The sequence below is a fragment of the Pseudoalteromonas sp. NZS11_1 genome, assembly GCF_015864275.1.
Taxonomy (GTDB): Bacteria; Pseudomonadota; Gammaproteobacteria; order Enterobacterales; family Alteromonadaceae; genus Pseudoalteromonas; species Pseudoalteromonas arctica.
In genome coordinates this window covers 35,026-52,006 of sequence record NZ_JADYXK010000026.1, presented here as the reverse complement: position 1 = coordinate 52,006, position 16,981 = coordinate 35,026, and the positions used below count along the sequence as shown (strand labels likewise).

General features: G+C 39.6%; 16 protein-coding genes. 2 read left to right on the top strand and 14 right to left on the bottom strand.

Annotation, left to right across the window (positions count from 1 at the left end; all coding sequences use genetic code 11):
* Positions 1-4: 4 nt before the first annotated feature.
* The 13 genes from I6F44_RS16115 to I6F44_RS16055 form a co-directional block, all read right to left on the bottom strand.
* Positions 5-490 (bottom strand): phosphatidylglycerophosphatase A family protein, encoded by a 486-nt coding sequence (locus I6F44_RS16115; protein ID WP_007587120.1) that lies wholly within the window; start codon positions 488-490, stop codon positions 5-7.
* Complete coding sequence (gene thiL / locus I6F44_RS16110) at positions 487-1,461, bottom strand: thiamine-phosphate kinase (protein WP_101164009.1); 975 nt, start codon at positions 1,459-1,461, stop codon at positions 487-489. Before thiL ends, I6F44_RS16115 begins: the two co-directional genes overlap by 4 nt.
* A 46-nt stretch (positions 1,462-1,507) precedes the next feature.
* Positions 1,508-1,918 carry a transcription antitermination factor NusB gene (gene nusB, locus I6F44_RS16105; protein WP_007587129.1) on the bottom strand — a complete coding sequence of 137 codons (411 nt, stop codon included), beginning with the start codon at positions 1,916-1,918 and terminating at the stop codon, positions 1,508-1,510.
* A 15-nt stretch (positions 1,919-1,933) separates the two neighbouring features.
* Positions 1,934-2,398 carry a 6,7-dimethyl-8-ribityllumazine synthase gene (gene ribH / locus I6F44_RS16100; RefSeq protein WP_007587130.1) on the bottom strand — a complete coding sequence of 155 codons (465 nt, stop codon included), beginning with the start codon at positions 2,396-2,398 and terminating at the stop codon, positions 1,934-1,936.
* A gap of 100 nt (positions 2,399-2,498) precedes the next feature.
* A complete protein-coding gene (gene ribBA / locus I6F44_RS16095) occupies positions 2,499-3,611 on the bottom strand; it encodes a bifunctional 3,4-dihydroxy-2-butanone-4-phosphate synthase/GTP cyclohydrolase II (protein ID WP_121954529.1) in 1,113 nt (370 codons plus the stop codon).
* A 29-nt stretch (positions 3,612-3,640) separates the two neighbouring features.
* The gene (locus tag I6F44_RS16090; RefSeq protein ID WP_007587137.1) at positions 3,641-4,294 is read right to left on the bottom strand and encodes a riboflavin synthase; all 654 of its coding nucleotides are present in this window, start codon (positions 4,292-4,294) and stop codon (positions 3,641-3,643) included.
* Positions 4,295-4,320: 26 nt separating this feature from the next.
* The gene (ribD, locus tag I6F44_RS16085; protein WP_121954528.1) at positions 4,321-5,445 is read right to left on the bottom strand and encodes a bifunctional diaminohydroxyphosphoribosylaminopyrimidine deaminase/5-amino-6-(5-phosphoribosylamino)uracil reductase RibD; all 1,125 of its coding nucleotides are present in this window, start codon (positions 5,443-5,445) and stop codon (positions 4,321-4,323) included.
* A gap of 166 nt (positions 5,446-5,611) precedes the next feature.
* Positions 5,612-6,061 carry a transcriptional regulator NrdR gene (gene nrdR, locus I6F44_RS16080; protein ID WP_002961761.1) on the bottom strand — a complete coding sequence of 150 codons (450 nt, stop codon included), beginning with the start codon at positions 6,059-6,061 and terminating at the stop codon, positions 5,612-5,614.
* A 104-nt stretch (positions 6,062-6,165) separates the two neighbouring features.
* Complete coding sequence (glyA, locus tag I6F44_RS16075; protein WP_197174170.1) at positions 6,166-7,422, bottom strand: serine hydroxymethyltransferase; 1,257 nt, start codon at positions 7,420-7,422, stop codon at positions 6,166-6,168.
* Positions 7,423-7,691: 269 nt separating this feature from the next.
* Positions 7,692-8,975, bottom strand: a complete 1,284-nt coding sequence (thrC, locus tag I6F44_RS16070; protein ID WP_197174169.1) for a threonine synthase — start codon at positions 8,973-8,975, stop codon at positions 7,692-7,694.
* An 11-nt stretch (positions 8,976-8,986) separates the two neighbouring features.
* The gene (gene thrB / locus I6F44_RS16065; protein ID WP_010554586.1) at positions 8,987-9,922 is read right to left on the bottom strand and encodes a homoserine kinase; all 936 of its coding nucleotides are present in this window, start codon (positions 9,920-9,922) and stop codon (positions 8,987-8,989) included.
* A 9-nt stretch (positions 9,923-9,931) separates the two neighbouring features.
* Positions 9,932-12,349: a bifunctional aspartate kinase/homoserine dehydrogenase I gene (gene thrA, locus I6F44_RS16060; RefSeq protein WP_197174168.1), complete on the bottom strand. Its 2,418-nt coding sequence runs from the start codon at positions 12,347-12,349 to the stop codon at positions 9,932-9,934.
* Positions 12,350-12,577: 228 nt separating this feature from the next.
* Complete coding sequence (locus I6F44_RS16055; protein ID WP_024589756.1) at positions 12,578-12,946, bottom strand: response regulator; 369 nt, start codon at positions 12,944-12,946, stop codon at positions 12,578-12,580.
* A gap of 366 nt (positions 12,947-13,312) precedes the next feature.
* On the opposite strand from I6F44_RS16055, the gene I6F44_RS16050 reads away from it, so the two are divergent.
* Together I6F44_RS16050 and rdgC are read left to right on the top strand one after the other, a co-directional pair.
* The gene (locus I6F44_RS16050; protein WP_024593692.1) at positions 13,313-15,082 is read left to right on the top strand and encodes a sensor histidine kinase; all 1,770 of its coding nucleotides are present in this window, start codon (positions 13,313-13,315) and stop codon (positions 15,080-15,082) included.
* 368 nt (positions 15,083-15,450) lie between these two features.
* Positions 15,451-16,368 carry a recombination-associated protein RdgC gene (gene rdgC, locus I6F44_RS16045; RefSeq protein ID WP_101216560.1) on the top strand — a complete coding sequence of 306 codons (918 nt, stop codon included), beginning with the start codon at positions 15,451-15,453 and terminating at the stop codon, positions 16,366-16,368.
* Positions 16,369-16,735: 367 nt separating this feature from the next.
* Here the strand turns inward: rdgC and I6F44_RS16040 are convergent, their stop codons facing one another.
* Positions 16,736-16,972: a YgjV family protein gene (locus I6F44_RS16040; protein WP_002962663.1), complete on the bottom strand. Its 237-nt coding sequence runs from the start codon at positions 16,970-16,972 to the stop codon at positions 16,736-16,738.
* Positions 16,973-16,981: the final 9 nt, after the last annotated feature.

The window sequence follows — 16,981 nt, the reverse complement described above, 5'->3', positions numbered from 1 at the left end:
AAAATTAAAAGGGTAGTAAACCCACTTTTATTAGCGCCTGTAAGCATATAAGCGAAAAAACGCCCGCAAGTATATCATCGGCCATAATACCTAAACCACCATGTACTCGTTTGTCTAGCATACGGATTGGGCCAGGTTTTGCTATATCAAAAAAGCGAAATAACAAAAAACCAACGAGTAATGTTTGCCAGCTAAGTGCTGCACCAATCATTGTAATGTAATAGCCTGCCACTTCATCCCATACAATAGCAGGATGGTCGTGCACGCCTAAATCATCAGCCGTTTTACCGCAGGCCCATATACCAAATATACTGATCACTACGGCAAATACAATTTGCAACCATAGCGGATAATACATAGTCATAAAAATGAATGGCAGTGCAGCAAAAGTGCCAAATGTACCAGGTGCTTTAGGGGCTAACCCAGTACCAAAACCCAAACCAAAAAACTGATGTGGGCGCTTTAAATTAAACTTTCGGTTTTTGTTCAAACCAGCTCCTTTGCAAAATGCTCAAAACCTTGCTGCTTAAAATCAAACTTTTCACCGTTGTGTAAAAGTTCAATTTGACCATCGCCACTTTTGATTTGGCCTATGCATGTTGCATCTACACCATACTGGCGTAGTTTTATTTCTAGCATACTTTTATTGCTATCAGGTACAGTAAAAATTAATTCGTAATCATCACCGTAACTGAGAATAAATGGCAGCTGCTGATTAAAATCAAGGCTTGCTTGCATTGCATCTGAAGTCGGAATACTTTCAATATTCACAACTGCATTTACTTGCGACATATCAAGTATATGGCTTAAATCAGCAATTAAACCATCCGATACATCAATAGCCGATGATGCAAGGCCTCGCAATACCTGTCCTGCAGCAACACGCGGTGTTGGAAAGTCAAAGCGCTTATTTAAGTACTTTAAATGTTCTGGCTCAATACTTATACCTTGTTTGCGAGACTCAATTGCAAGTCCAGCGTCACCTAGCGGACCTGTAACATAAATCCAATCACCCACTTTCGCACCACTACGGCGAAGTGCAGTACCTTCTGGTACAGTCCCTTTTGCACAAATAGTGATAGTTAATGGGCCTTGCGTGGTATCGCCACCTATAATTTGCACATTAAAGTATTCTGCAATTTCATGCATGCCTTCAGTAAACTCTTCAATCCACTGTGGGTCAATACTTGGCAAGGTTAACGCAACTGAAACCCATGTTGGCTCAGCGCCCATTGCCGCTAAGTCACTTAAATTAACAGCAAGCGCTCTGTGACCTAATGCACGAGGGGAAATATCATCAAAAAAGTGTACGCCAGCAACAAGAGTATCTGTTGTAACGGCAAGTTGGCAGTTTTGTGGAACGGTTACTAAAGCGCAATCATCCCCTATACCTAGGTTTACATCACGACGGGTGATCCCGCGACCTTTAAAGTAGCGGTTAATTAATTCAAATTCCTTCATACACAAAAAAGCCGGCCTATGCCGGCTCCCCTCTTTAACGGTTTACTTACTTGCGTAAATGCTTAACAGCTTTATCAAGTACACCGTTTACAAATTTATGGCTGTCTTCAGCGCCAAATATTTTGGCCAGCTCAATACCTTCGTTGATAGCAACTTTATAAGGTACATCTTCACGGAACTTAAGCTCATAGCTGCTTAAACGTAAAATTGCGCGCTCAACCATATCTAAGTCATTAAACGGACGTGTTAAATGTGGTGATACAGCTTCGTCTAGTTGCTTATAATTTACAGCAACACCCGTCGCTAAATCTTTAAAGTATTCAACATCAATTTTAGTAACGTCTGTTTCGATCAACATTTGTTGTTCGATATCGGCAATTAAATTGCCACTTATTTGCCAAGAATAAACGGCTTGGAGTGCTAAGATACGTGCTTTACGTCTTGCTGCTGGTTTCACAAAAATTCCTTAAACTTAAATTTTATCTAACACATTAACCATTTCAAGCGCGCCTAAAGCAGCTTCGCCGCCTTTATTGCCCATTTTGGTGCCAGCACGCTCAATTGCTTGTTCAATGCTTTCTGTGGTTAATACGCCAAATGCAACCGGGATATCATACTCAAGTGATACTTGCGCAAGACCTTTGTTTGATTCGCCAGCAACTAGGTCAAAGTGTGGTGTACCACCTCTGATCACTACGCCTAATGCGATGATTGCATCATACTCTTTTTTTGCCGCAACGCGTTTAGCCGCTAAAGGTAATTCTACCGCGCCTGGTACATAAATAACGGTAATGTCGTCATCAGATACGCCACCAGTGCGTTTTAGCTCATCAACAGCACCTGCAAGGAGGCTGCTACCGATAAAGTCATTAAAACGAGAAATGACAATGGCAAACTTTTTGCCAGGAGCGTACTTACTACCTTCAATAATTTTCATTTGATAACCCTAAAAATAAGTTCAAGCGGTTGCGATTGCGCAAAAATTGCTGCGCATCATACCATAAAAATAAAATAATAGCCTAGTTTAAGCGTGATGCTTATTGTGGCTCAACATAATCAACAACTTCTAAATGAAAGCCCGAAAGTGCATGGTACTTTTTAGGGCGACTCATTAATCGCATTTGTTTAATTCCAAGATCTGCAAGTATTTGCGAACCTACGCCAACAGTACGAGAGGTACCTTTGAATTTACGTGGCGTAACGCTTTCGCCAGCATCAGCTGCTGCAAATGCTTTCACAGTTGCCTCTAACTCTTCAGTGCTTTCTTGCTTACCTAAAATAACTAAAGCACCTTCATTTTTAGCGATATAAGCCATTGCTTCTGAAAGGCCCCAACTACGGTCAGCACTTCTATCTGAAAGTAGGATATCGTTAAAGGTACTTTGCAAATGTACACGTACATTTGTCGGTTCTTGCTCTTTTATATCGCCTTTAAGCAATACGTAATGTAATTGGCCGTCAATTGTGTCTTTGTAAGTAACTAAATCAAATTCACCGTGAATAGTTGGTAACTTACATTTTGCAACTTGCTCAATTGTTGTTTCATTTAAGTTACGGTATTCGATTAAATCAGCAATAGTACCAATTTTAATATCATGCTCTTTCGCAAAAACTTCTAAATCAGGGCGACGCGCCATGGTGCCATCGGCATTAAGTATTTCAACAATAACAGATGATGCTTCAAGCCCAGCTAAACGCGCTAAATCACAGCCAGCCTCAGTATGTCCTGCGCGAGTTAATACGCCGCCAGGTTGTGCCATAATTGGAAAAATATGACCAGGCTGAACAATATCACTTGGTACTGCGCCTTTAGCTATAGCCGCTTGCACTGTACGCGCTCTATCTGCTGCTGAAATACCTGTAGTAACACCCTTTGATGCTTCTATCGACATTGTAAAGTTAGTCGAAAATGCAGCACCATTATTTTTAACCATTAAAGGTAAATCAAGTTGCTCACAACGCTCTTGCGTCATAGTTAAACAAATTAAGCCACGGCCATGAGTGGCCATAAAATTAATAGCCTCTGCGCTAATATGCTCTGCGGCGATAATTAAATCACCTTCATTTTCTCTATCTTCATCATCCATTAAAATAACCATTTTACCGGCTTTAATGTCGTCTATGATTTCTTGTGCGCTGTGTAAATTCATAAATTTGCTCGTATAAGTTATCTGTTTCGTTATTTAATAAAACCCGCTTTAGCGAGTAAGCTCATCGAAATATCAGAGCCCGTTGGTTGCTCTGCACCTTTTATAAGGCGCTCTAAATAACGTGCAATTTGATCGACTTCTAAATTAACTTGAGTGCCTACTTTAAAGTGAGCAATTGTGGTTTGCTCACTCGTATGTGGGACAATTGTTAATTTGAATTTATTACCTTCTACAGCGTTTACTGTCAGGCTTATACCATCAATACATACCGAACCTTTGTACGGGATGTATTTCATTAAATTTTCTTCGGTTGTAAGCCAATATTCTGTTGCTCGAGCGTTTGCTGTAATGCTTGTAATAGTTGCTATGCCATCAACATGGCCAGATACTAAATGACCGCCTAAACGCGAAACAGGTTGCATGGCTTTTTCAAGATTCACCGTTTGCCCTAAAGCATAGTGAGCAAAACCGGTTAAACCAATCGTCTCGTTAGATAAATCAGCACTAAAACCGTCAATATGTTTATCAACTACGGTTAAGCAAACGCCATTGGTTGCAATGCTGTCGCCTAGCTTTACGTCTTCCATATCAAGGTCAGCACTTTGGATACGAATGGCTAAGTCGCCTTGTTTTTTTTGTAATAAAGCAATTTTGCCTGTGGCTTCTATTATCCCAGTAAACATAGCGCTACTCTTTTTATTAAGTGATTTTAATGAGTTTTTAACGCGGTGATACGTAAATCGTCACCAATGCGCGCACATTCATTAAATGTTAAATCAACGGTGTTTTGCATACTCGTCAATTCAGGAAAATTAACTAAACTTTTTGCATCATGGCCCATTAATTTAGGCGCCAAATAAAAAACAAACTCGTCAACTAAATCAAGCTCTGTCATTTTACCAGCAAGTGTTGCTCCGCTCTCAAGCCAAACATTATTAAACTGCAGTTGCCCAAGCTTTTCTAAAACAGCCTGTAAATCAACTTTGCCGTTACTTTCACTTACTTCAATATGCTTTACAAAATGCGGCCATTGCAGTGATTTATCAACCTTAGTCGTAAATATTATTACATCACTTTGGATTTTAAATAAAGCAAGGTTGGGCGTTAAACGATTCTGTGAATCAATTATAACACGCACGGGCTGGCGAAGCGGTAAATCGGTAGGTAGCGTGCAAGGCAACTCGCTTAGTCGCACATTAAGTTTAGCATCGTCTACTAACACGGTATCGGCACCGGTTAAAATAGCGCAGCTTTGCGCTCGATATAATTGTACGTCTTGGCGAGCAGCGGGACTTGTGATCCACTTACTTTGCCCATTTTTAAGCGCTGTTTTACCATCTATGCTTGCTGCCATTTTACAGGTCACATAAGGTAAGCCTTGTTCCATTCGCTTAAAAAAGCCAACGTTAAGTGCGCGAGATTGTGATTCAAGTAATCCATAAGCAACTTCAATACCGGCATCGCTCAGTATTTTAAGGCCTTTGCCTGCAACTTGTGGGTTTGTATCAACCATAGCGGCGATTACTTTTACAACGCCCGCCTTTTTTAAGCCTTCAGCACACGGTGGCGTACGCCCATAATGACTACACGGTTCAAGCGTTACATAAGCCGTTGCACCTTTTGCATTATTGCCAGCTATTGCCAGTGCATTTACTTCAGCATGACCTTGACCAGCTAATTGATGAAAACCCTCACCAATTATTTGATTATTTTTAACTAATACACAGCCAACATTAGGGTTAGGCGTGGTAGTAAAACGGCCTTTTTTGGCAAGCTCTATGGCGCGTGCCATATACATTTCATCATGTTCGGTAAAAGGAACTTGGTTCAGCATTTATTATACCAATTGCGTTAAATAAGTGGTCTATTATAGCGCTAAGAAAATAGCGCAATAACAAGGCGAAAATTATGACATATAGTTGTTCTATATAAATAATTTTTAACGCAGTGAGTGCGCTATTTAATGCGATAGAATGATCATGTTTTTAATAAAATTGGTATTACTCCCCTAAGCGGGCAATTTCTTCGCCAAATTCGCGTATATCTTCAAACGAGCGATAAACAGAGGCAAACCTTACGTACGCTACTTTATCGAGCTTTTTGAGGGCTTCCATAATGCATTCACCCACCAAATGGCTTGAAATTTCTCGCTCACCCGTTGCGCGTAGTTGCGATTTTATTATATTCACTACTTCGTCTACTTGCTCTGTGCTCACTGGGCGTTTTTCGAGTGCGCGATTTAAGCCATTTAATAATTTATCTTCGTTAAATGGTTCGCGGCTGCCGTCTTGTTTAATAACACGAGGCATAACCAGTTCAGCGCCTTCAAATGTAGTAAAGCGCTCGTGGCAGTCGTTACACTCACGACGCCTGCGAACTTGATGGCCTCCGCCAACAAGGCGTGAGTCAATAACTTTAGTATCTTTTGCGGTACAAAATGGACAATGCATAGCTCGGTACTTCCGTTTTAAAACAAAAAAGACCGCTAAATAGCGGTCTTTTATCTTAGCAAAAATTAGGGCTTATGTGCTCTAAATTACTGCCGCTTATGCAATTAAGCGTAAACAGGTAATTTTGCACAAATTGCTTTTACTTTTTCTTTAACTTGCGCCTGTACAGATTCATCAGTGATGTTATCTAGTACGTCACAAATCCAGCCAGCAAGCTCTTTTGATTCTACTTCAGTAAAACCACGGCGAGTAATTGCAGGAGAACCAATACGCAAACCAGATGTTACAAATGGTGAGCGTGGATCGTTCGGTACTGAGTTTTTATTAACTGTGATGTTAGCGTTGCCTAGGGCAGCATCTGCATCTTTACCAGTGATATCTTTATCGATTAAATCAAGTAAAAATAAGTGGTTTTCAGTTTTGTCAGAAACGATTTTGTAGCCGCGCTCTTGCATTACAGCAACCATTACTTTTGCGTTTTTAACAACTTGTGTTTGGTATACTTTAAACTCTGGTTGAAGTGCTTCTTTAAATGCCACTGCTTTTGCTGCAATAACATGACATAAAGGACCGCCTTGGCCACCAGGGAAAACAGCGCTGTTAAGCTTTTTGTAGATTGCTTCATCGCCACATGCAGAAATAATCAAACCACCACGAGGGCCTGCAAGTGTTTTATGCGTAGTTGTAGTTACAACGTGTGCATGAGGAACAGGGCTTGGGTAAACGCCTGCCGCAATTAAACCCGCAACGTGAGCCATGTCAACAAACAGATAAGCACCGATTTTGTCAGCAATTTCACGGAACTTAGCCCAATCAACAATACCTGAGTACGCTGAGAAACCACCAATAATCATTTTTGGTTTGTGCTCAAGTGCTAGTGCTTCAACTTGTGCGTAATCAATTTCGCCAGTTGCTTCATCTAGTCCGTATTGGATTGCATTGTAAAGCTTACCAGAGAAGCTTACGTGAGAACCGTGAGTTAAGTGACCACCATGAGCTAAGCTCATACCTAATACAGTATCGCCAGCGTCTAATAATGCTAGAAAAACAGCTGCATTAGCTTGCGAACCAGCATGTGGCTGTACGTTTGCGTAGTCAGAACCAAATAATTCGTTAGCACGGTCAATTGCTAATTGCTCAACAACATCTACATGCTCACAACCGCCATAATAACGTTTGCCTGGGTAACCTTCTGCGTATTTGTTTGTAAGCTGTGAACCCTGCGCTTCTAGTACGCGTGGGCTACAGTAGTTTTCTGAAGCGATTAGTTCGATATGCTCTTCTTGGCGAGCAGTTTCTTTGGTTATCGCGTCAAATAACTCTGGATCAAAATCCGAAATATTCATGCTACGTTCTAACATTGGGGTCTCCTAGGGCAACGTGTATGGTGTTTTTTAGAGGCTTTATTGTACGCTTTAAACGACTCTTTGCCTACGCTCTTAAGTTGAGGATATTTAAACAGGGATTGAAACTATTTCACAGCTCTTTTAAGATGATATTTTTTTATAAAGCCATAATAATTTTAAATGAATTATATTTACTACATTTAATTAGTAAATATAACTAAGTGTATTCATCCGTATAAAGTTATAAAAAAAGCGGCTCAAGCCGCTTTTCCTTTTAATTTAACTTAGCCTAATTTAGCGAGCATTTCGGTACGTAACGCGTCGTAATCGGCGTTCATATCGCTTGCTAGGCATGGTTTTGCTAGTGCATCAGCAAGTGGTTTTGGCATACCTAATTCAATATTTAGAATACCCTCTACGCTTTCTTTAAACTTAGCAGGATGAGCTGTCGCTAAAAAGATACCCGCTGCACCAGGTGCACGATTTTCAACAAGACCTTGGTAAGCAATAGCAGTATGAGGCTCTGCAACATAGCCAGTTTGTTGAATTTTTTTCATCACGGCTTGCGTGTCTTGCTCGTTTACGCTTGTTGAATAAAAATTATCGTAGCTAAACCAGTTATTATCTAACATTGTTTGTACACGCGGCCAATTGTTTGGCTTACTTACATCCATCGCATTTGAAAGCGACTCAAGCGTTGCGTTTGGCGTCCAGTTTTTATCAAGCATAAAGCGCGGCACAGTATCATTTTGATTTGTTGTTGCACTTAATTTGCCAACAGGTAAACCAATAACCGCACCAATCATTGCGGCGCACACATTACCAAAATTACCACTTGGCACTGATATATGCGCTGTTGCGCGCTTTTCTTTTGGTAGCAGTGCAATGGCTTCAAAGTAGTAACAAACCTGAGCAACTAAACGGCTAATATTAATTGAATTAGCTGAGTTAAGCCCAAGTGTTGATTTAACTTCTTCATCTAAAAAGGCATTTTTAACTAGCTCTTGGCAATCATCAAAGCTGCCCTCAACTGCATAACAATGAATATTGTTACCTAGCGTAGTAAATAGCTTTTGCTGAGCAAGTGAAATTTTGCCTTTAGGGTATAAAATAACAACATCGATATTTGGTTTATTGTAAAAAGCATGCGCTACAGCTGCACCGGTATCGCCCGATGTTGCTGTTAAAATAGTTACTTTCTCGTCTTTATTAAACTGCGTTAAACACTCTGCCATAAAGCGACCACCAAAGTCTTTAAACGCAAGTGTAGGACCATGAAACAGTTCTAAACAGTATGTGTTCTCTTCAACTTCCACCAGCTTTACTGGAAAGTTAAATGCATTTTTAACCATTTGTGCCACGGTATCGCTTGGTAACTCATCACCAATTAGGTGAGATAATATTTTGCCGCTGCGCGTAACAAAGTCCATATCAAGCAATGCATCAACATCGGACAGTGGGGCTAGTGATTCTGGGAAAAACACACCTTGGTTACGACCCAAACCTGTTTTTACGGCTTCAACGAACGACACTTTTTGTGAGCTATCTTTTAAATTATGTAATTGCATGACTAACTATCCTATAAAACTGTTAATTGACGCGTGCCGTCGTTATCTAATTTACAAATGTGGCAAAAGCCTTGCTCGTTAATGTAATTGGTTTCTAACCACTGCGCGCATTGCTGTGCAGCTTCAAGTGTTTTACACACACTAAATAAGGTTGGTCCTGCGCCCGAAATACTGACTATTTCAGCGCCCAGTGCTGGCAAGCTTGCTTTGGCTTCACTAAAACCTTTTATAAGCGGTGCGCGGTAATGTTCTGCTATTTCATCTTTCATTATGCTTAGCGCATCGTCAAAACGGCTAGTTAACAGTAAGCTACTAAATGCCGACAAACGCTGAGCAAACTCAACACTTGCATGCATGCTCAACTCTTTTGGTAAAACAGAACGCGCTTTTGCTGTATTTAGCGAAAAACCAGGAAATGCAGCTACGTAATACCAGTTTTCATCAACCGGCAGTGCAATCGATTTATCAGGAATTAAATCACCCGTTAGCTGCAAACCACCTAAATAACATGGCGTAATGTTGTCGTAATGACGACCGCCGCTTACCACAGCTTCAAAGTCAGCCATAAGCTCAATTAGCTCAACCTGGCTTAAATTAGTTTGTGCAAACTTATCAAGGGCAGCAAAGGTAGCCACTACCGAACACGCACTAGAGCCAAGCCCTGAGCCAATTGGTAAGTTCTTTTTAAGCTCGAGCTTTACGCTTGGCATAGTAGGCGCAACATGCGCTCTAAAATGCACTAAACACTGGTACGCTAAATTTTCATTAGCATCACTGGGTAACTTGTGAGCGTACTCGCCTGTGCAAATAAATTCGTCGCTTGGTGCTGCGCTTACAACGGCTACATCGCCTAATAAACTGCCATCAATTGGCGCAAGCGCTGCGCCAAGTGCATCAAAACCCACTGCAAAATTACCAATAGACGCCGGAGCATATACTTCAATCATAACGAGCTCCTAGCGCGATAACGTTTTTAAAATATCAGCAAATACACCCGCGGCTGTTACTTCCGAGCCGGCGCCATAACCACGAATTACAAACGGACGTGGCTGGTAGTATTGGCTTAAAATAGCCAGTGCGTTTTCACCATCACGAATGACACTAAGCGCATGCTTTGCATCTACCGCTTCAATACCTACTTTACAGTGGCCTTCTTTAATTGTGCCTACATAGCGAAGTACCCTACCCTCGCTCGCAGCGCTTTGAATGCGGTCATTAAAATCAGCATCTAAGCTTGGTAGTTTTGCCATAAACTCATCAACGCTATCACCTTGTGCAAAACCTGGTGGTAATACAGACTCAACTTCAATATCGCTTAGTTCTAATTTCATACCGGCTTCGCGAGCGATGATCAATAACTTACGTGCTACATCGGTACCCGATAAATCATCACGAGGATCTGGCTCAGTAAAGCCACTTTCTTTGGCTTTAATTGTTGCCTCAGAAAGTGATAAACCATCTTGAAGTGCGCCAAACATATACGAAAGTGAGCCTGATAAAATACCGCTAAACTCTAATAACTCATCACCGGCACCAAATAATGACTGTAAGTTGTCGATTACTGGTAAGCCTGCACCAACGTTCGTTTCGTACAAAAATTTACGATTATTCTTTTGCGTTGCTGCAATTAAATCTTGGTAATACGTGTATGAGCTTGTTGTTGCTTTTTTATTGGCAGCAACCACATGAAAACCTGCATTTAAAAAGTCTACATACTGCGCAGCAAGTGCATCCGACGACGTACAATCAACAAGCACAGGGTTTACTAAATGATTTTGCTTAACAAACTGCTCTACTAGTTTTAAATCAAACGCCTGCTCGGATGAGGCCAATTTTTGCTGCCAATCACCAAAAGCAATACCTTCACTATCAAGGTGTAATTGGCGAGAGTTAGCAACACCATACAAGTTAAGTTTAATATTACGTTTTTCCAGCCACGCTTGTTGGCGCTCAAGCTGATTAATAAGCTCTTGCCCTACTAAGCCACAACCTAGTAAAAACACATCAATTGACGGCACATGCGTGAAAAAGTTTTCATGACATATTTTTACGGCGTCGTTACAAAGTTCGCCATCAATTACTGCTGAAATAGCACTTTCTGTAGAATCCTGTGCAATTGCCACAATATTTACTTGCGCTTGTGCAAGCGATGCAAAAAACTTAGCCGCTAAGCCACGGTGCGCGCGCATGTTATCGCCCACTAAAGTAACAATGGCTAAATTGCGCTGCACTTGTACAGGCTCAATAAGCCCTGCTTGTAATTCAAGCTCAAATGCAGTTTGTAGCGCATCAAGTGCAAGTGCTAGGTCTGTTTCGTGTACACAAAAGCTAATGCTGAATTCGCATGATGACTGCGTGATCAATACAATTGATACGTTATCGTGAGCAAGCGCGTTAAATACCTTAGACGCCATACCTACTTTGCCTTTCATGCCTGGCCCTGAGACAGTTAGCATTGCAAGGTCTTGTAGGCTCGAAAGCGCTTTTACTGGCTCATCTGATGAATAATCGTTACCAATTAATGAGCCTTGTGCGTCTGGGTTATGCGTATTTTTAATTTCGCACGGCACGCCTGCTTTAGCACACGGTAAAATTGTTTTAGGGTGAAGTACTTTTGCACCAAAGTAAGAAAGCTCCATCGCTTCTTTATAAGATAAAAAATCTACTTTAGTCGCTTTTTTAATATAACGAGGATCAGCACTGTATACACCATCAACGTCAGTCCAAATTTGGCAAATCTCAGCTTCTAAACATGCCGCAGCAATGGCTGCTGAGTAGTCTGAGCCATTACGGCCAAGCGTTGTAAGTTCACCTTTGTCATTACTCGCTGTAAAACCAGGCATGATATAGATAGTTGCAGGGCTTTCTTTAAGCACAGCTTGAAAGCGCGCTTTACTTGTTACTAAATCAGCCTCGGCGTCGATATAACCGCCAGTTGAAGCGATACAGCTTGTTGCTTCTAAGTATCTTGCATCGTGCGAGTTCAATAAAGCCTGCATTAAAGAAACACTAACGCGCTCTCCAAAGCTAATTACAAATGCGCGAACTTGATCAGGGCAACATTGTATAAGTGATACGCCATCTAGTTTATTTTTAAGCTCGCCTAAGTTTGGCCAACTTGTAACTACTACACCACTTTTTTCAACGTCAGCTTTCAAACCTTCACAGCGGCTAACTAATGCTTGCCATTGCTGCGAAAAGTCAGAGCCTTGTTCTGCAGCACTTGCAAGTGCAACTAGCGAATCGGTCATTCCACCTGGAGCAGAAAGTACCAAAAGCATTTCATCTTTTAATTGTGCTTTAACTAGCTGAGCTACCTGTTGTAAGCATGCATAGTCGGCAAGCGAAGACCCACCAAATTTTAAAACTCGCATTGTTTATGTTCCTCATCCCATAAAACGAAAAAAGGCCTGTGTTCTAAGTGAACACAGGCCTTTAAATTTGTTGCACCGACCTATGCCACTATCCAGTAAGAATGATGGTTGTAATAATAATGGTCAGTACGCGATTAATTGTTTTCATATGTTAAGACTGCCTTAACAAAGGCTATGCTGTCAACCCTAAATTAAAAGATAAAACAGCCTTTTTTAACATGAAAAAACCTAATGAATGCCAAATTTATGCAATATTTCGTTTAAGTTAGATTTATTGATAGGTTTATCGATAAAGTCTATTGCGCCAAGTTGTGCGACTCGTTGCTTCATTTTCTCTTGTATATCGGCAGAAATAACTAAAACAAAGCACTCTATTTTTTCTATTTTTATAGTCTCGAGTACTTGTATACCATCAACTTCGGGCATGGTGAGATCTAAGCACAATAAATCAAAGCTTTGTGCTCGTAAAAGTTCTAGAGCGTGCGCTCCATTTGTAGCTTGTTGTATTTGAGCGTCTATACATTCATTTAAACACCGCACGACTTGTTTACGGGCAACTGCAGAATCGTCACAGACTAATATCGAAAATTTCATCATGTTTACTACTACACAACCATCAAAGTTATTAAAAGGTTATTAAAATAATGCCTTCCATTGCATTTTAGACACTTTAACACGCCTCCAAGCACTCAGCGCATTAATAATTTAATACAATGATAAATATAGAATAAATCCGTTTAAGATATAATTAGCCAAAGCAAATACTAATTAAGCCTACAATACATAACAGATAACGAATTTATTAATTTATACCTTGGTTTAAATACTTTTATACTACACGCTCACTTTTTGGATTTATCTTATTAAATTTTAACTTTTTTATTTATTTTTAGAGGTTTATTGACTAACTTTTAAATTACTATCGTAACGTTACAAAAATAATAAAGGATGAACAAGTCACTCATGTTACAAAAAAGTCTTTCTAAGAAGCTACTGACTAGCGTTTTATCCGTCTATTTTTTGCTTACCTTTGTAGTGACCTGTGGACAAGTGCTTGCTGAATACGTCAATACTAAAGACTATATTCGCGATGAACTTAGTACCTTACAAAAAACCTTTAGTCGCAGCTTAACACGTGCAATTTGGGAGCTTAATACCAAGCAAACAATTACAACAGCAGAAGGTTTACTCGCCATTCCCATGATTGAAGGGATTATTGTTCGAGACGACAGCGGCGAAATTATTTCACAGCTAGGGCGCTCTCTTGATATACACAAGCTATATAACCAACAGTTAGTACAAGAAGAGGTTATTTTAGAAGACGCAAAATCGGGTTTATTTGGTTATACCTTTCCACTTATTTTTGAATTTTCAGGCCGTGCTACTCAAGTTGGTGACGTTACCTTATTCTCAAGTCGAGAAGTTGTTTTTAGCCGCATTATGGTATCAATCTACTTTTTGATTGGTAATGCGATGATTAAAACCACCTTTTTGATCATCTTATTTTTAATGGCATTTAGAAAACTTCTTACAGACCCTTTAGCAGAACTCACTGAGCAACTAGAAAATTTAGAGCTAGACGAGCTAGAAGGTCAACATATAGAAATAGAAACAGAAGAACATAATGAACTAAAAGTGATGGAGCAGTCATTTAACAAACTAATAGATAAAGTGGTTCAGTATAGAAAAGAGCTTGAACACACCCAAAAAGAACTCATTATAAGTAACGAAAAGCTTGATCAACACAACATACAACTTGAACAAGACGTAGCCCGTAAAACATCCAACTTAAGCCAAGCAATGATGGATTTACAGCAGCAAAAATACGAACTCGAAAAGCAAAAAATTGTCCTCACCGAAGAAGTAGACTTACGCCGCAGCACAGAGCTAGAGTTAATTACAAAGCAAACTGAATCTCAGCGCTATATAGAAGAGTTAAGCCTTGCACAGGAACGTTTACTAGGCACAGAAAAAATGGCTGCGCTAGGCGGACTTGTAGCAGGTATTACACACGATATAAACACCCCTATAGGGATAGGTGTAACGGCAATATCATTTTTACAAGAACGCTTAAATAAACTCGAAAATGCTTATACCGAAAAAACACTTTCGCCAAAAGCACTAGAAGAGTTCATTAACGAGGCAAAGCAAAGCACAAGCTTACTAACCACTAACTTAGATAGAGCTTCGGAGCTTATTGCTAGCTTTAAACAAATAGCGGTCGATCAAGCCAGTGAAGCAGTAAGAACCATTAACTTTAAAGATTACACTAACGAAGTAATACGCTCACTGCACCCAAAACTAAAAAAGACATCCCATACTATAAAATTAGAATGTCCTGATGATTTAGTTTTAAATCTACCTGCAGGGGCTATAAGCCAAATTTTTACTAACCTAATTATGAACTCACTTATTCATGGCTTTGAAGGTAAAAGCAACGGTGTAATGGATATTAAAATAAGCGCTGATGACACTAACTTAACTATTGATTACAAAGATGACGGTAACGGTGTTACCAACGAGCAATTAAAAAAATTATTTGACCCATTTTTTACTACCAAACGCGATGAAGGTGGTAGCGGATTAGGCACCCATATAATGCTTAATTTGGTCAAGCAAACCCTTAGTGGCTCTATTGATGCAACGAGTGAACCGGGCAAAGGTCTGCGTTACTATATTCAATTTCCGAAGAACATGGCTAAGCCACTGCCTATTTTTGATAAATATGAATAAATAAAAGTATATGCATTAAATTATTAGGGCGTGTTGATCTTTGGTGGTTGAATTTGCAGCAACGTGTTTGGTTTTTAGGCAAGACAGAGCCTATGTAGTGTGGTTATTCCCCATAAATAGGCGATAACGCAGCATTAATACCAAACATGCGCTGCCCTTTGGGTTCTTTCTAGGGACGATTAACTCTTTGTTGCTCGGTTTTTACTTAGCCCACTAGGTTACAAACCTCGCGCCGCGATTTAATCGCCCCTAGATTGAACAAATTTCAATCCATAAAGTTCAACACGCCCTAGTAACAAATCAGTCATTTCGAGATACTGTTTTTATTGCTATTATTGTACAAATTTTTCAAATGGATCAATTCCCCTATGTGGTTTAGTAACCTTATTTGTTACCGCTTTAAGCAAGACGTTTCATATACTCAAGAAGACTTTGATAAATCATTAGAGCAAGATTTATTTCGCCCATGTACTGGTCAAGAGCTTGCAACATTTGGTTGGACAAAAGCGTTTGGAAAACATGGCGATACGCTATCGCATTTTTCTCAAAAAAGTATTCTAGTTTGCGCTAAACGCGAAGAAAAAGTACTCCCTGCTTCTGTTATTAATGAACTAGTTGCTGAGAAAATTGATCTGATAGAAGCTGAAGAAAACCGCCCAGTTAAAAAGAAAGAAAAAGACGAATTAAAAGAAAACATTCTTCATACTCTTCTACCTCAAGCATTTAAAAAGTCGAGCTTACAATTTGCCTTTATTGACCAAGAAAACGGTTGGGTTGTTGTAAATAGTGGCAGCTTTAATAAAGCAGAAGAGCTACTAGCACTACTTCGTAAATCGTTAGGAACGCTTCCGGTTGTACCTGCGTTTGCTAACTACGACCTAGATGTATTTTTAACTGATTGGTTAACTAACTTTAGTACACCAGAAGGTTTTGCTATTGGCTCAGATGCTGAACTTGAAGAAGCAGACGACAGCGGCGCACAAGTAAAACTTAAAGGTCATGATCTATCGTGTGATGAAGTTAAATCGCATTTAGAAAGTGGTAAACGCGTAACTAAACTTGCACTTGATTGGCAAGAGCGTCTTAAGTTTATGCTGCAAAACGATGGCTCTATCAAACGTTTAAGCTACTCTGAAACTCTAAAAGAAGAAAACGCAGATATTCCTAAAGAAGATATGGCTTTAAAACTTGATGCTGACTTTATTTTAGCTTCTGAAGAAATAAAGCAATTACTTGAAGAACTAACTGCAGGTTTAGGTGACGTTGAAGATTTAGAAAAAGCGTAAATACCATAGTGCCTACCTGCATAAATATTTAAGCAATTTAATGAATTAAATAGCATATGTAAGCAGGTTGGTATAACAGATAAAAATCCGATAGCAGTTTACTGCTATCGGATTTTTTTATGAAATTTAGAAGCGCTTATTTATATATTTATTAACCGCGAACAGAATTTAGCTAACGATCGACGTATTAAAACCTAAGGTAATCATCTTTTAAGTAGGAGATTACAGCATGGTTCAAAGGTTCATCAAGGTAAGTTATGTAGAGTGATATGAGATTATCTATATACGCTTCAAGCTAGACTGCACAAAAACTGAAGTTTTTGATTTCAATTAAAACCATTAACTTACTTTGTGCAGATAACTTATTTTAGCTTTTAGCGTCTTCAACTTTAGGTTGGCGATATATTTTTATAATGTGGTATAAATTTACAAGCGACAATAAGCCGTTGGTAAAAATAACAGGCACTGCGCCAATGGCAACACCGTATGCAGTAAATACAATACAACCAAACATGTTGTACCAACGTAGTTTTACTACATCTGTCATTGTTAACGATGCAACTAATAAAGCTGATGCAATATAACCTAAATATTCCCAACTCAATTGTTCTCT

Excerpts from the sequence above, each read along its gene's own strand:
- glyA (WP_197174170.1), bottom strand. The coding sequence starts at position 7,422 with ATGTTAGAACGTAGCATGAATATTTCGGATTTTGATCCAGAGTTATTT.
- thrB (WP_010554586.1), bottom strand. The coding sequence starts at position 9,922 with ATGATTGAAGTATATGCTCCGGCGTCTATTGGTAATTTTGCAGTGGGT.
- I6F44_RS16055 (WP_024589756.1), bottom strand. The coding sequence starts at position 12,946 with ATGATGAAATTTTCGATATTAGTCTGTGACGATTCTGCAGTTGCCCGT.
- I6F44_RS16090 (WP_007587137.1), bottom strand. The coding sequence starts at position 4,294 with ATGTTTACTGGGATAATAGAAGCCACAGGCAAAATTGCTTTATTACAA.
- thrA (WP_197174168.1), bottom strand. The coding sequence starts at position 12,349 with ATGCGAGTTTTAAAATTTGGTGGGTCTTCGCTTGCCGACTATGCATGC.
- I6F44_RS16050 (WP_024593692.1), top strand. The coding sequence starts at position 13,313 with ATGTTACAAAAAAGTCTTTCTAAGAAGCTACTGACTAGCGTTTTATCC.
- rdgC (WP_101216560.1), top strand. The coding sequence starts at position 15,451 with ATGTGGTTTAGTAACCTTATTTGTTACCGCTTTAAGCAAGACGTTTCA.
- ribD (WP_121954528.1), bottom strand. The coding sequence starts at position 5,445 with ATGCTGAACCAAGTTCCTTTTACCGAACATGATGAAATGTATATGGCA.
- ribBA (WP_121954529.1), bottom strand. The coding sequence starts at position 3,611 with ATGAATTTACACAGCGCACAAGAAATCATAGACGACATTAAAGCCGGT.
- ribH (WP_007587130.1), bottom strand. The coding sequence starts at position 2,398 with ATGAAAATTATTGAAGGTAGTAAGTACGCTCCTGGCAAAAAGTTTGCC.
- thiL (WP_101164009.1), bottom strand. The coding sequence starts at position 1,461 with ATGAAGGAATTTGAATTAATTAACCGCTACTTTAAAGGTCGCGGGATC.
- thrC (WP_197174169.1), bottom strand. The coding sequence starts at position 8,975 with ATGCAATTACATAATTTAAAAGATAGCTCACAAAAAGTGTCGTTCGTT.
- nrdR (WP_002961761.1), bottom strand. The coding sequence starts at position 6,061 with ATGCATTGTCCATTTTGTACCGCAAAAGATACTAAAGTTATTGACTCA.